At 29.9% G+C, this 14,186-nt stretch carries 13 protein-coding genes and 1 pseudogene; 2 read left to right on the forward strand and 12 right to left on the reverse strand.

The genetic code is table 11. The features are described from left to right. Nucleotides 1-23: 23 nt before the first annotated feature. The 7 genes and pseudogenes from eda to Q1X91_RS09455 all read right to left on the reverse strand — a co-directional run bounded on the left by eda (nt 24) and on the right by Q1X91_RS09455 (nt 5,394). Entirely contained in the window at nt 24-656 is a 633-nt protein-coding gene (eda, locus tag Q1X91_RS09420; protein WP_300756326.1) for a bifunctional 4-hydroxy-2-oxoglutarate aldolase/2-dehydro-3-deoxy-phosphogluconate aldolase, read from the reverse strand. A 930-nt stretch (nt 657-1,586) separates the two neighbouring features. Continuing rightward, nucleotides 1,587-1,874 (reverse strand): thioredoxin family protein, encoded by a 288-nt coding sequence (locus Q1X91_RS09425; protein WP_366945510.1) that lies wholly within the window; start codon nt 1,872-1,874, stop codon nt 1,587-1,589. Between the two features lie 176 nt (nt 1,875-2,050). Then, nucleotides 2,051-2,362, reverse strand: coding sequence for a thioredoxin-like selenoprotein Sec.1 (sec1, locus tag Q1X91_RS09430; RefSeq protein ID WP_300756328.1), 312 nt, complete (start codon nt 2,360-2,362; stop codon nt 2,051-2,053). A gap of 153 nt (nt 2,363-2,515) precedes the next feature. Beyond that, nucleotides 2,516-2,815, reverse strand: coding sequence for a thioredoxin family protein (locus Q1X91_RS09435; RefSeq protein ID WP_300756331.1), 300 nt, complete (start codon nt 2,813-2,815; stop codon nt 2,516-2,518). Nucleotides 2,816-2,858: 43 nt separating this feature from the next. Further along, on the reverse strand, nt 2,859-3,869 hold the full coding sequence (locus tag Q1X91_RS09440; protein ID WP_300756334.1) for a permease: 1,011 nt from the start codon (nt 3,867-3,869) through the stop codon (nt 2,859-2,861). A 136-nt stretch (nt 3,870-4,005) separates the two neighbouring features. Next, nucleotides 4,006-5,052 (reverse strand): annotated as a pseudogene (gene arsB, locus Q1X91_RS09445) (ACR3 family arsenite efflux transporter). An 18-nt stretch (nt 5,053-5,070) separates the two neighbouring features. Continuing rightward, nucleotides 5,071-5,394, reverse strand: a complete 324-nt coding sequence (locus tag Q1X91_RS09455) for a metalloregulator ArsR/SmtB family transcription factor (RefSeq protein WP_300756342.1) — start codon at nt 5,392-5,394, stop codon at nt 5,071-5,073. A gap of 177 nt (nt 5,395-5,571) precedes the next feature. Between Q1X91_RS09455 and Q1X91_RS09460 the strand changes: the two genes are divergently transcribed. Then, complete coding sequence (locus Q1X91_RS09460; RefSeq protein WP_300756345.1) at nt 5,572-6,597, forward strand: aldose epimerase family protein; 1,026 nt, start codon at nt 5,572-5,574, stop codon at nt 6,595-6,597. Between the two features lie 28 nt (nt 6,598-6,625). Continuing rightward, nucleotides 6,626-7,261, forward strand: coding sequence for a bifunctional 2-polyprenyl-6-hydroxyphenol methylase/3-demethylubiquinol 3-O-methyltransferase UbiG (locus Q1X91_RS09465; protein ID WP_300756347.1), 636 nt, complete (start codon nt 6,626-6,628; stop codon nt 7,259-7,261). Between the two features lie 318 nt (nt 7,262-7,579). Here Q1X91_RS09465 and Q1X91_RS09470 read toward each other — a convergent pair whose 3' ends face one another. The 5 genes from Q1X91_RS09470 to Q1X91_RS09490 all read right to left on the reverse strand — a co-directional run bounded on the left by Q1X91_RS09470 (nt 7,580) and on the right by Q1X91_RS09490 (nt 13,854). Further along, complete coding sequence (locus Q1X91_RS09470) at nt 7,580-9,328, reverse strand: NADH-dependent [FeFe] hydrogenase, group A6 (RefSeq protein WP_300756350.1); 1,749 nt, start codon at nt 9,326-9,328, stop codon at nt 7,580-7,582. Nucleotides 9,329-9,357: 29 nt separating this feature from the next. Beyond that, on the reverse strand, nt 9,358-11,046 hold the full coding sequence (locus Q1X91_RS09475; protein WP_300756353.1) for a NuoF family protein: 1,689 nt from the start codon (nt 11,044-11,046) through the stop codon (nt 9,358-9,360). A gap of 15 nt (nt 11,047-11,061) precedes the next feature. Beyond that, entirely contained in the window at nt 11,062-11,553 is a 492-nt protein-coding gene (locus Q1X91_RS09480) for an NAD(P)H-dependent oxidoreductase subunit E (RefSeq protein ID WP_020003844.1), read from the reverse strand. Nucleotides 11,554-11,815: 262 nt separating this feature from the next. Continuing rightward, nucleotides 11,816-12,694 carry a DUF4261 domain-containing protein gene (locus tag Q1X91_RS09485; RefSeq protein WP_300756358.1) on the reverse strand — a complete coding sequence of 293 codons (879 nt, stop codon included), beginning with the start codon at nt 12,692-12,694 and terminating at the stop codon, nt 11,816-11,818. Nucleotides 12,695-12,747: 53 nt separating this feature from the next. Further along, nucleotides 12,748-13,854 carry a hypothetical protein gene (locus Q1X91_RS09490; RefSeq protein WP_300756361.1) on the reverse strand — a complete coding sequence of 369 codons (1,107 nt, stop codon included), beginning with the start codon at nt 13,852-13,854 and terminating at the stop codon, nt 12,748-12,750. Nucleotides 13,855-14,186 lie beyond the last annotated feature (332 nt).

Here is a 14,186-nt window from a genome sequence, read left to right on the forward strand (position 1 = left end):
ATTGAAATTGTTAAAAACAAGACTTATTTATTTAATTCTTTTATCAATTTAGAAGCCTCTTCAAATCTTTTTCTAATTTCTTTCCAATTTTTCTCTTCCATTAATTTTCTAGGACAAAGCCAAGATCCTCCGCAGGCGAATACATTCTTGTTTTCAAGGTATTCTTTTACATTATCAATGCTCACTCCCCCTAAAGGCATAAATTTAACACCAGTATGCTGATAAACAGGAGCTATATTTTTTATCCAATTAATGCCTCCGAATAAACCAGCATGGAAAAATTTTATATATTTATGCCCATAAGCTAAACATTGTTCAAGCTCAGAAGGCGTTGCAGCACCTGGTATATAATGATAATTCTTAGTTTTAGCATATTCAAGCATTACAGGCTGAAAACCAGGGCTTATTATTATATTAGTACCCAAATCAAGTATTTTATCAACTTGTTCTGTACTTAAAACAGTAGCAGCCGCCCTTGGAAGAGTAGGGTAGTCTTTTGCTAATATTTCTAAAGCCTTATATCCATATTCTGTTCTCAGTGTCAATTCTATAGAAGGCAGAAACTCCAAACAAAGCTCAGCTATATTTCTTATCTCTTCCTCATTTTCTACAACCACTACAGGTATAATTTTATTTTGTATATATTTTTCGAACATAAAAACTCCGTAAAAAATAATAGTTTATTTTAATTTATCATGTTTAGCTATTAAAGTAAATATTATTAGAATATATACTGGAACAATTTTATTTTCTCAATTGGTGCACATTATACAAAATTATCAACTTTTTTGCCGCACACGCCACAGGCGGGCTTCATCGGCACGCTTCGCGAAAAATGCAATTACTAGAACTTTATATTTTATATATACGTATTAAATGTAGTGTATATCCCTAAATTTAGGCTACACCTTGCCACAGGCACGCAGAGCGAGGCGTACAGCGTATGGTTCTTTTATACCACGCCATACCTAACGGTACTTCCTTCGGTCGCAGGCGGACAGGCGTCATAAAAGAACTTGGGTCTGTTGCAAAGCTCCAGATATTAAAAACAAAATATAACTTCATTTTTGACAAACTATAGTTGTTTAGGTATATACTAAAAATTCTTAAGTTTGTCAACCGCGAGCTCTCCCTCATCTTCGTTCGGGACGCTTCGCGGGCACCTTCCCGCACGGTATTGTTTATTCTTATCAAATGTCAATGATACGTGCAGCTGATTACCTATTATTATACAAAATAAGTTAACTATTATACATCTAAAACATATTTTATTTATTAATAAAAATATATTATGTTACAAATAAATTATAATTACATTTATAAACAACTAAAATTTTACAGATCATATTTGTTTAGGTATATACTAAAAATTTTTAAGTTTGTCAATTTTTTTATTAAACTTTTGGTAAAGCCCACTGCACACCATACTTAACAGTGCTTCCTTCGGTTGCAAAATAAGTGAGGTATGTATCAGACTTGCAAAATTAGTTTTTAAACTAGTCTAATATAAATAATTATAAAAAATAAGAGAGTTTAAATATTAAAAATACTTAAACTCTCCTAATAGATAATATTTTTGTTTTTTATTATATATTTTCTTTTAACAAACTTATTATTTCTTCTTTGCTTAGTACCTTTCCATATGAAAGCACTTTATCATCTAATACTAAAGCAGGGGTTGACATTACACTGTAAGAAGCTATTTCAGACATATCCTCTACATACTGAACTATCAAATCTAGTTCAGCTTCTTCGATAGCGGCTATTACATTTCCTTCTAATTTTTGACAGTTAGAACATCCCGTTCCAAGTATTTTAACTCTGGCTTCTATTGGGGACTCTTTATTTGTTTCCTCTTCACCGAAGAGATTGATGGCAGGTCTTCAGGCGCAGCTTCCGCCGAAAAAAAGATCTTTTAATGACATATGTTTCTCCTTTATATATTAAAAATTATTCGCTTAAAGGCTCTTGTCAGAGGCTCATAATTTTTAATTTGTTTTATATATTAAAAATTATTCGCTTAAAGGCTCTTGTCAGAGGCTCATAATTTTTATAGTTTTTCTTTTAAAATATTTATTATTGTTTCTTTACTTAGTACCTCCCCATATGATACAAGTTCATCATTAACAACAAGTGCAGGCAAAGTCATAACTCCGTAATATGACATACTTCCCTTACTGTCTGTAAATTTTATAGATAAATCCAAATCCAAATCTAATATAGCATTTCTAAGATTGCTAAGCATATTTAATGCATCATTATCATTACCGCCTAATAATAATATTTTTTCTATTTCTCTTTCCTCATCTTCTAGAGGATCAGGTAAACAGCCTCAGCCGAATTCTATATTTTTTTTAATCATAATTTTATTGAATACCCTTTTATTCATAATTTCTAAATACATAATATAGGTATATTGAAATAATTGCAAATTTAAAATTAAAAAAATAATATAAAAAAGACTTAGATACAATTATATATCTAAGCCTTAAATACAATTAAGAAGTATGCTTATTTATTTTACTTTATCTTTTAATAAAGCGATGATTTCATCTTTAGTAAGCACTTTTCCATATGATAATACTTTTTCATCAAGCACCAAAGCAGGAGTTGACATTACACCATAAGAGGCTATTTGTGCCATATCCTGTACATGTCCTACACTTAAATCAATGCCCATTTCTTTTACAGCATCTAAAGCATTTTTTTCAAGTTTTTGGCAGTTTGAACAGCCGCTTCCCAATATTTTAATTCTGGCATTTGATGATTCTCCGCTGCATGAACCTCCGCAGCAGCAATTTTTTTCTGATGACATAGTTTTATCTCCTTTTTTGTTTTATTTTATTATTATATATTATTTATACAAATAGAAAATAAAAATTATTAAATAAATATCCAATAATTATTATTCCTAAAGTTACTATCCCTGCAAAAAGAACAAGAAGCTGTATTTTTACTACCTTTTTTATCATAATAATTGATGGAAGTGATAAAGCAGTAACTGCCATCATAAATGATAAAATAGTTCCTATTCCAGCACCTTTATAAAATAAACTTTCAGCTACTGGAAGAGTACCGAATATATCTGCATACATCGGTATGCCCACTAAAGTTGCTAAAGGAACAGAATACCAATTATTTTTTCCTAGTACCGCATTTATCCATGCTTCTGGTATAACATTATGTATAAAAGCTCCTATTCCAACCCCTATAAAAATATATAAATAAACTTTTTTTATAGTCTGCATCACCTGATCTTTTGAGTATATAATTCTATCTTTTTTTGTCATAGATTGTATTTCTACATCTGCATTTGATTTTATATTTTTAACAAAATCTTCTAAGTATCTTTCCATTTTTAGTTTTCCTAATAATGTACCTCCTGCAACAGCAAGTACAAGCCCTACAATAACATAGGCGATAGCTATTTTCATTCCGAACACACTTGATAAAAGTATTAAAGAGGCTAAATCTACAAGAGGCGAAGATATTAAAAAAGAAAATGTCATAGAAATAGGTATTCCTGCAGAAGTAAATCCTATAAATAAAGGTATTGAAGAGCATGAACAAAATGGAGTAACTGTCCCAAAAAGTGCTGCTAATATATTTGCTGATATTCCATTAAATCTGCTTAATATTTTTTTGGTTCTCTCTGGAGGAAAGTAGCTTTGAATATATGATATACAAAATATTAGTACAGATAAAAGTACAAATATTTTTATCACATCATAAATAAAAAACTGTATTACTCCTTTCATTGTTTCTGATAGTGCAAAATTATTTAATATATTACCTATCAATGTATTTAGCCATTTCATTGATATAATTTGATCCTGTATAAAAACAAATATTGATTTTATAACTGACATTTTATAACTCCTAATTTTATTTTTTTAAATTAACTTATAAATTTTTATATTAAAAGTATTTAGAATAATAACATTTACCATTTATAGATAAAACGCTGCATATTGATATTATGTTTTGCATTATTACCGTCTTTTATTAATTTTTAAATTTATTTTTTGTTGCATTTGCTATTTTCACAAGTGTAAGCATTACAGGTACTTCTACCAAAACCCCTACAATAGTAGCAAGAGCAGCTCCAGAATTAACTCCGAATGATGATACAGCCACAGCAACGGCAAGCTCAAAGAAATTGGAAGCTCCTATCATAGCAGCAGGAGATGCTATATTATGCGGAAGTTTTAATAAATAAGCTGCAATATAAGCTATGAAAAATATTAAAAAAGTTTGTAATATCAAAGGTATTGCTATTAGAATTATATGTAAAGGATTTGATAATATAATGTTTCCCTGAAAGCTGAATAATAATATTAATGTTAATAATAATCCTATTACAGTTATGTTATCAAATTTATGTACAAAAATATTATTGAAATACTCTGTTCCTTTTTTAGTGCATACATAAACCCTTGTAGCAATGCCTGCTATTAGCGGTATAAGTACAAATAATACCACAGATAAAAATAGTGTATCCCAAGGAACTGTAACATTTGATATGCCTAGTAAAAATTTTACTATAGGAACAAATGCTATGAGTATTATTAAATCATTAGTTGCTACCTGAACAACAGTATATGATGGATTTCCTTTTGTTAAAGCACTCCATACAAATACCATTGCAGTACAAGGAGCGGCTCCTAAAAGTACGGCACCTGTCAAATATTCTTTTGCTAAATCTTTAGGTATTATATTATTTAATATAGTATAGAAAAATAAAGATGATATAAAAAACATAGTAAAAGGTTTTATAAGCCAATTTACAACCCAAGTTAAAAAAATACCGTTTGGATTTTTAGTAACGTTTTTTATGCTTTGAAAATCTACACTCATCATCATAGGGTATATCATAAGCTATATTAATACTGCTATTGGTATGGAAACATTTGCATATTCAAATTTATTTAATGTGTTTGGTATTATTGGTAAAAATTTTGATATTAATACTCCTATAATCATACATATAAATACCCACAATGTTAAATATTTCTGAAAAAAACTTATATTTTCTTTTTTTTCACTATCCATTATTTTATCCTTAAAAATTTATTTTTCGCATTTACATTTTGCTGTGCTTTCAGCATTCTTATCTGATACTATAGTTGTATAGTAGCTTAATAATTTTTCTGCATTTTTTATTCCTTCTTCATTAAAACTATAGTAAGTCCATTTGCCTTCTTTTCTTCCTACTACAATATTTGAATCGCAAAGTATCTTCATATGATGTGATAATGTAGACTGTACTATATGTAATTCTTCCAAAAGTTTGCATGCACATATTTCCCCATCTTTAATCATTTCCAATATTTTTAATCTATTCTCATCGCATAGGGCTTTGAATACTATTGAATTACTCTTATAATCCTGCATTTAATCTCCTGTTATTATTTTTTCATTTTATAAACATATCGAAATATATCGATATATAGTATAGCAAACATATCGATAATTGTCAATGTGTTTTCTTTATTTTTTATTATTTTATTGAAAAAATGAGATATAATGATATAATTTACTATTACTATATAAAATATGGAGTTTTATAATATGCAGGCTAAAAATTTTGGAAACGGTTACCTTTTGTATGAATTAAAAAATAAAAATGACATGATATTAAAACTAACAGATATAGGTGCTTCTATAACTGGAGTATTTTTTAAGGATAAGAATGGAAATGAAGTACAGGTATCATTTGGAAGTGATGATTATTCATTTTACTTAAAGCCTCATGATTATATAGGGGCTTCTGTCGGAAGGGTAGCTAATAGAACTATAAATGCAGAGTTTACTCTTGACGGACAAACATATAAATTAGCAAAAAATGATAATAATAAACATCATTTGCACGGCGGTATAGAAGGCATTTCATTTAAGAAATTTGATTCTAAAGTATTGGGTAGTAATTCTGTATCATTTACATATTTTTCAAAAAATGGAGAGGAAGGATATCCTGCCAATGTTAATATTGAAATAATATATACTTTAACAGATGATAATGAAATATTAATGAATTATTTGGCAAGTACTGATGCTCCTACGCCTTTGAACTTAACTAATCATGCATATTGGAATCTTAATGGAGAAGGCACTATATATGAACATAATTTATTTATAGATTCTTTGTTTTACCTTCCAGTAAATGAAGAATGCATATCAAGCGGGGAAATATTAAAGACAGAAAACACTCCTTTTGATTTTACTAAAACAAAAAGAATAGGTGCTGATATAGAAAAAGCAAATGGCTATGATAATTGTTTTATTTTTAATGAAAAAAATATATTATCATATACAAATGATAGCAGCAATTTTAATAAATTAAGAGCTTCATGCTATAGTGAAAAAACAGGTATTTGTTTAGAACTTTATACTACAAAGCCCGCTATGCATTTTTATTCTGGAAATATGCTTGATAACAGAGAGGTGAGAAATACTGTTTTAAATAAACATAATGCTTTTTGTTTTGAGACGGAGTTTTTACCTGCTGCTATGAACTTTCCTCATTTTCCTAGCATAATATTTGATTCTAATAAAAATTATAATCATAAAACTATATATAAATTAGTATTAAAATAAAAAAATAAAAATATTTTCGGGACTATTTATGAATGACAAAAAATCAATTATAATAGAACATTACATTGAAAGGGTAAAAGATTTTAATATACCAGAATATCAAGTTTTGGATTGGGAATCACAAGATGCTCAGGAGGCTAGGTTCAAAACTTTGCTTGAGCATTTTGATATAAGAGGTTCTGTTTTGCTTGATGTAGGCTGCGGACTTGGGCATTTGGCTGAGTATATAGATAAAAAAAATATTGATACATATTATATTGGTATAGATATAATGCCAGAGATGATTGAAAGGGCAAAAAAGAAAGTTTTTAAAAATATTAATCCTCAGTTTATGACTATTGATTTTTTTAAGACTTCTAATATTGAAGATGATTTTGATTATATATATTCTTCTGGGATATTTAATCTTAATCTTGGAAACAATGAGGAGTTTTTGAAAAATGCTTTAAAGAATTTTTTGATTGCTGCTAGAAAAGGCGTATGTTTTAATTTGCTTGATATTTCATGCAAAGAAAAATATGGAGATAAATATTATTACTATAAAAAAGATGAAGTATTTAATATGGTTTGCACTATAGTAAAAGATTTGGATTTAAAATGCAAGATAAAAATATCTGATGAGTATTTATCAAATGATTTTTCTGTGTTTATAGATATGCTTTAAAAAGAACAGTATTTTATGGTTTAAATAAACTAAAAATTTTTAAGTTTGTCAATTTTTTTATTCGATTTTTGGAGAAGCCCGCCGCACACCATACCTAACGGTACTTCCTTCGGTTGCGTCCAATGGGAGGCACTTAGTATGCAAAGTGGTTTTGTAATGGCAAAACCAAAATTATTAAAATTATAAATACTAATTTTAAATTATTATATAATAATATTACTATACACAAAATTGCAGCAGATCTAATAAAAAATAAGCACTATGATAATATTTCTTTCTTTCTTATCATAGTGCTTTTTTGTTTATAATTTTTATAAATTATTTTGTATATTTTTCATCGGCTTTATATTCTGTATGCAAGAAATGATGAGCTCTCTCTCCAAGAGGTTTTCCAAGAAAATCATCATAAAGTTTTTTAAGATTTTCATTTTCATGAGAGCATCTATGTTTAACAACCTTTTTATCTTCATCATACAAGCCTTTAGCTCTATCAGTCCTAGTTTGATTTGTAGTTCCATAAGGCTGACCGCCTCCTCCTACACATCCGCCCTGACAAGCCATAACTTCTATAAAGTTGTAAGGAGGGTTTTCACCTTTTTGTTTGGCTTCTCTCATCTCCTGCATTACAGGATCAACATTATGAAGTCCATTAACAACGGCTATTTTTACATCTTTATCAAGTACTTTAACAGTAGCTCTTTTAACGCCTTCAAGACCTCTAACCTCTTCAAAATCAACATTATCAAGATTAGTACCAGATATAATATTATAAGCAGTTCTTAAAGCAGCCTCCATAACTCCTCCAGTAGCACCGAATATAGTACCAGCTCCAGAGTATTCGCCTAATATACTATCAGCTTCTTCAGGCTCTATTCCAGCTACATCTATACCATAGTGTTTTATCATTCTTGCAAACTCTCTTGTAGTAAGCACCACATCAACATCTTTATATCCGCTTGAATACATAGTTTCATTTTTTCTTATTTCATTTTTCTTAGCAGTACAAGGCATTATAGATACATTAAAAATAGTAAATGGGTCTACATTTGCTTTTTCAGAATAATATGTTTTGGTCATAGGTGCTAACATCATATGAGGAGATTTAGCACTTGAAACATTATCAAGCAAGTCCGGATAATATTCTTCTGCATATTTTACCCAAGCAGGACAGCATGAGGTAGTCATAGCAGATGTACCGTTACTTTCTGTGAACCTTTTAACAAATTCATGAGCTTCTTCCATAATAGTTAAATCGGCTCCGAAATTGGTATCGAATATAGCATTAAATCCCATCAAACGCATAGCGGCATATATTTTTCCAGTAATATTTTCACCAGCCTTAAGTCCGAAATATTCTCCTAAAGCAACCCTTACAGAAGGAGCCATTTGAACTGTAACATAAGTATTAGGATCATCTATAGCAGCTTCAACTTCTTTAGTTTGGTCTTTTTCATATATTGCAGCTACAGGGCAGTGAGCAGCACATTGTCCGCAGTCTACACAAGGCGAATCTTTTAATGAAACAGCACTAGGAGCAAAATAAGTATCAAATCCTCTATTAACAAAACCCAAAGCATGAACTCTCTGCATTTCCTGACAAACTACAACACATCTTCCGCACTTAATACATTTTTCAGGATTAAGTACAATGCTTCCTGCAGATTCATCTCTAGGGTGATTTTGTTTTATATTATCATATTTGGAGTTTCTAACCCCAAAGTCAGCAGCAGCAGTTTGAAGTTCGCATTCACCGTTTCTTATACAGTTTAAACAATCATTAGGGTGAGCGGATAATACCAATTCAAGTACGCCTTTTCTTACAGTATTAATTTCTGCATCATGTGTGATAATATCCATTCCTTCTTCTACAATCATAGAACATGATCTTACATACTTGTTTCCCTGATTTGCCAATTTTACAACACATATTCCGCATGCTGAAGTAGGCGGTATATCAGGGTGATAGCATAATGAAGGAATTTTTATTCCCAATTTTTTAGCAGCCTTTAATATAGTAAGACCTTCTTCTACTTCTATTTGTTTTCCGTTTATTTTTATTTTAACCATAATTTTTATACTCCTTCAATTTACTCTCATTAATTCTTTTTAGGAACAGGCGGAGTAAATATGCCAGCTCTATATTCTTCTTCAAAATGCTTAAGTGTAGACATTACTGGATTAGCTGCAGTAGAACCTAATGCACATAATGAAGCCTTTCTCATAGTTAAAGCAATATCTTTTAATTTTTGTATATCATCTTCTTTGGCTCTTTTTTTAGTGAACTTTTCTAATATTTTAAGCATCTGCATTCCTCCAACTCTGCAAGGTACGCATTTTCCGCAGCTTTCATCAACACAGAAACCAAGATAGAATTTGGCAAAATCAACCATATTGCTGTCTTCATCAATTACAATCATACCGCCAGAACCCATCATAGAACCTAATTCTACTAAATTATCAAAATCTATATGTGTTCCGAATAATGATTCTGGGAGTATTCCTCCAGAAGGTCCTCCAGTCTGAACACCTTTAACAAACTTATCATTAGGTATTCCGCCGCCTATATCAAATACTATCTCTCTGATAGTAGTACCCATAGGAACCTCTACGAGTCCAGATACATTGACATTACCAGTCAAGGCAAATACTTTAGTTCCTTTAGAGTTTTCTGTACCGATAGAAGCAAACCAGTTTCCGCCGTTATTAATGATGGCTGTAACATTAGCAAATGTTTCTACGTTATTAATTACTGTAGGGTATTCAAACAAACCTTTTATAGCAGGGAAAGGAGGTCTTGGTCTTGGAGTTCCTCTGTTTCCTTCTATAGAGGCAAGAAGTGCTGTTTCTTCTCCGCATACAAAAGCACCAGCTCCAAGTCTTATATCCAAATCAAATGAGAAATTACTTCCTAGTATATTTTGACCTAATAATCCGTAATTGTAAGCCTGTTCTAATGCTATTTTTACTCTGTCTACAGCAAGTCCGTATTCTGCCCTTATATACAAATATCCTTTGCTTGCTCCTACAGTATATCCTGCTATAGTCATAGCTTCTATTACAGAATGAGGATCTCCTTCAAGTATACTTCTGTCCATATAAGCACCAGGGTCTCCTTCATCGGCATTACATACTATATATTTCTGCTCTGATTTTACGCCTTTAGTAAAGCTCCATTTCTTCCAAGTAGGAAATCCTGCTCCGCCGCGTCCTCTAAGTCCTGAAATCTGCATTTCCTTTAGAACTTCATCTGGAGTCATTTCAAATAATGCTTTAGATAATGCTTTATATCCGTCATTGCCTATATATTCATCTATATTTTCTGGGTCTATCATACCGCAGTTTTTTAATACTATTCTTCTTTGTTTTTGATAGAAGTTAATCTCTTTTGAAAAATCTCTATGTTCTCTTTGTTCTTTATAAAGTATTCTTAAAAGAAGTTCTCCTTTCATTATATGTTTTTCTATAATATCTTTTGCATGTGAAGGCTCTACATGCGTATAAAAAACTCTTCCCGGCATTATTTTTACAACAGGTCCCTGACTGCAAAAACCGAAACAGCCTGTTTTTACAACTAATACCTCATTTCCTATACCATTTTTTTCTGCATACTCTTTTAATAGTCTTACTATTTCATCGCTTTTATTGGACTCGCATGCAGTACCTCCGCATACAAGTATATGATATTTATGAGATTCAGATGATTCTGTACCTTTTCTTAAAGCTATTTCTTTAGCCTTGTTAATTCTATGTTCTTCTAGTTTTTTTCTATCTAATTTTTCTGTCATTTTTTTCTCCATTTATTAATCTTTTTTATCTTCTATAAACTTTGATATATCATCAACAACTACTCTTCCAGATACATCTCCGTTAAATGTAATAACTGGGGCCAAACCGCAGCAGCCTATACATCTAACTTCTTCTAACTTGTATTTCCTGTCTGCAGAATATTTTTGATCGCCTTTAAGATTTAATTTTCTTTTGATTTCTTCTACTAATTGTCCCCCTCCTTTTAAATAGCAGGCTGTACCCATACATACTGCTATATTATTTTCTGCAGGCGGTTCCATTGTAAAGTAGTTATAAAATGTAAGAATTTCATAGATTCTCGCTAAAGGAATATTTATTTGTTCGGATACATATTTAGCAACATTTCTAGGAACATAGCCGTAATGTTTTTGAATGCCATGGCAAATCATTATAAGATTACCCTCAGAATCTTTCCATTTTTCAACTAATGCTTTTATTTCATCAGCAATGGCTTCTTCGGTTAACAAAGATACATCTTCACTCATTATATTATACCTCCATTATACAATATAAATGTAATATAAAACTATACTTAAATAGTATAGGAAAAAATAATTTCAAATTCAATAAAATTATTTATTATATGATATTTTTTGGGGTTTTTAGTATATTAATTGTGTTTTTAGTATGAATTATTAACTGTTTTTTATTAAATACTATACTTATATGTTTTTTATAATTGTAATAATATTAAATAATAATATATTAATTATTTATATTGTACTAATGAGTATTTAGTACAGAAAATTATCTTTTTCCAGATGCATATTCTAAAGTATTTATATCCAAGATTTCTCTATGCGGCTTAAGTAAAGATTTTTCATATTGGCATTTCCACTGTACATTTTCAAATATGCTTTGTATAGTGTCGCCGCTTTTTATAATATCTCCCTTATCAAATATATAGGCTGCTATATTTAAAGCATGCGATATAACCTCATTTACATTTAAATCATGGAAATGATATTGTATGTCTGGAAGTCCTATAGCGTACATTCCTAAAGTATCAACTATGATATCATTAGAGTTTTGTACATTAAAAAGCCTTATATTAACACCTGAAAGCAAAAATCTAAATTCTTTAGGATAGTTATTATTGAGTATTTGTTCGGGTAGAAGAAGTTTTCCGCTTTGTTCATTATATACAGCTATGCATTTATCAAAAAGCTGTAATGATATATAAAGCCAATTATTTAGAAGTGCTGCTCTCTCTTTATAATCAAGACCAGCTGCCAAAAAATCACTAAGCATTATTTCGTAATTGCAGTTTTTTATTAATTCTTTTGGATCTTTTATATCCCACATTTGACTGTAATAATAATCGCTTATTGAAGTATAATCGAATTCCATAGCACTAGGCATCAATATTTGTGCTGGAACTTCTTTATCATCTTTGTATTTTACTTTCAAATCATTTATTGCTATACTGTAAATACCATTATCAGATGATACAACATCAATATCTTCATAATATTTTCTTATTTTTTGTTTTACAAGTTCTATATTAGGAAGAGTAGGTTTTTCTTCAAATAAAAGTTTATAAAAATACACATGTGAAAAACTAGCTTCATCATGATTTACGCTTTTATGATTAGTATTTGGATTAACTTCTTTTTTATCTTTCATATATGCAATACTCCTGCTAATATATTACTATATTTTTTAATAAAAGCAATTTATTATTTTTTTACAGGTACAAGATAAGTGAAGTCGAATTTTAGTGTTTGGTCATATCTTATTCCTATTTCATTTTTTTCATTAAGGAACAGTCCATTAACAAAACCAAGTCCCAAAACTATGCCGTTATCAAATACAAAATCTTTTCTTATATTAAGTCCGAAATAGAAAGGAACTCTGTAAAAAGGATCTCCTTCCACACTTATAAACTTATGATTTTTATTTATATACCAGCCAGAAACGAATATTATAGGCTCTATTTCAAACCAAGTTTTTACAGGTATTGTTCCTCTTAAAAAGAGTCCATGCCCAAATACGCCGGGCTCATTATCTCTGTCAGCCAAATTATAAGAAGCCATATAAAGTACAGATACATAATAACTGTTAATACCTATAGCTCCTACATAGTTTTCAGTAATAGCAGGGCTTCCGGGAACAAACGCATATTCATGTCCTCCATTATGCCAATAATGTACTGCTGCATACGGAGTAGCTATATCATGTACAAAGTCCATAGCATAAGTAAGTCCTACATCAAATCTCTCTCTATGTTTGGCATTATGCTGTATCTGCCAATTCATATATATTTCTCCTCTTCCGCCTTTAAACCATTCAAATGAGGCTCCGTATTCATAATAGCCATGTGTAAAAGGTTCATTATATTTATACTCTTCTGGTCCTTTTGCTATTAATGTATTATCAGGAGTAGAACGCACAACTGGTGTCATATCCATTAAAGGATCTCTTATAGGTGCAGGAAGGTTATGTCCGCCTGTCATAGTTCCTATTCTAAGAGAAATATATTCATTAGATAATTGAGTAGTAACTACTGGAAAAACTCTTATACCCTGAGGAAACTCAAATGTAAATGGAAAGAATATTGAAGCTCCCACTCTTAGGCTGATAAAATCATTAAATTTTATATCAAAAGCACCTTCTGTAAAATTTTCAAAATATGTTAATGTTGTTCTAGTGTCCTGCCATAACGTGTTTTCAGCATTATATGCATATGAACTTGTAAACAATCTGAAATCTACTGTTGTTTCTGCGTATATATTAAAAAGTATTATCATAAAAGATACTGCAATAAAAGAAATAAAACGTTTCATAAGCTGCCTCTAATTTTTCATAAATAATATAAGAAATGATTATATCATAGTTAACATAAAATTACAATTATGATAACTTAATCTTATTTTATTTATTATTTTAATCATAAAATGATGTTTTACATGTTGTATAAATTATTTACATACTATTACTTTTATATATGATTGCTGTGTACGTAATATGTTTAATTTTTACAATCATAAATAAAGTTAATTATAAAGCATGTACATTAAAAAAATTGCACGGGTTCCATACATATTGCATTTAAGTATTCCTTAATTTCTTAAAGTATAGCATAGGAGTATCATAATTTAAAGTAGAATGTATTCTT

The sequence above is a fragment of the uncultured Brachyspira sp. genome (assembly GCF_949287625.1).
Lineage (GTDB): Bacteria > Spirochaetota > Brachyspiria > Brachyspirales > Brachyspiraceae > Brachyspira.

What these genes read in the sequence shown, in the direction of transcription:
- eda (WP_300756326.1), bottom strand. Translation starts at nt 656, where the DNA reads ATGTTCGAAAAATATATACAAAATAAAATTATACCTGTAGTGGTTGTA.
- Q1X91_RS09435 (WP_300756331.1), bottom strand. Translation starts at nt 2,815, where the DNA reads ATGTCATCAGAAAAAAATTGCTGCTGCGGAGGTTCATGCAGCGGAGAA.
- Q1X91_RS09440 (WP_300756334.1), bottom strand. Translation starts at nt 3,869, where the DNA reads ATGTCAGTTATAAAATCAATATTTGTTTTTATACAGGATCAAATTATA.
- Q1X91_RS09455 (WP_300756342.1), bottom strand. Translation starts at nt 5,394, where the DNA reads ATGCAGGATTATAAGAGTAATTCAATAGTATTCAAAGCCCTATGCGAT.
- Q1X91_RS09460 (WP_300756345.1), top strand. Translation starts at nt 5,572, where the DNA reads ATGCAGGCTAAAAATTTTGGAAACGGTTACCTTTTGTATGAATTAAAA.
- Q1X91_RS09465 (WP_300756347.1), top strand. Translation starts at nt 6,626, where the DNA reads ATGAATGACAAAAAATCAATTATAATAGAACATTACATTGAAAGGGTA.
- Q1X91_RS09470 (WP_300756350.1), bottom strand. Translation starts at nt 9,328, where the DNA reads ATGGTTAAAATAAAAATAAACGGAAAACAAATAGAAGTAGAAGAAGGT.
- Q1X91_RS09475 (WP_300756353.1), bottom strand. Translation starts at nt 11,046, where the DNA reads ATGACAGAAAAATTAGATAGAAAAAAACTAGAAGAACATAGAATTAAC.
- Q1X91_RS09480 (WP_020003844.1), bottom strand. Translation starts at nt 11,553, where the DNA reads ATGAGTGAAGATGTATCTTTGTTAACCGAAGAAGCCATTGCTGATGAA.
- Q1X91_RS09485 (WP_300756358.1), bottom strand. Translation starts at nt 12,694, where the DNA reads ATGAAAGATAAAAAAGAAGTTAATCCAAATACTAATCATAAAAGCGTA.
- Q1X91_RS09490 (WP_300756361.1), bottom strand. Translation starts at nt 13,854, where the DNA reads ATGAAACGTTTTATTTCTTTTATTGCAGTATCTTTTATGATAATACTT.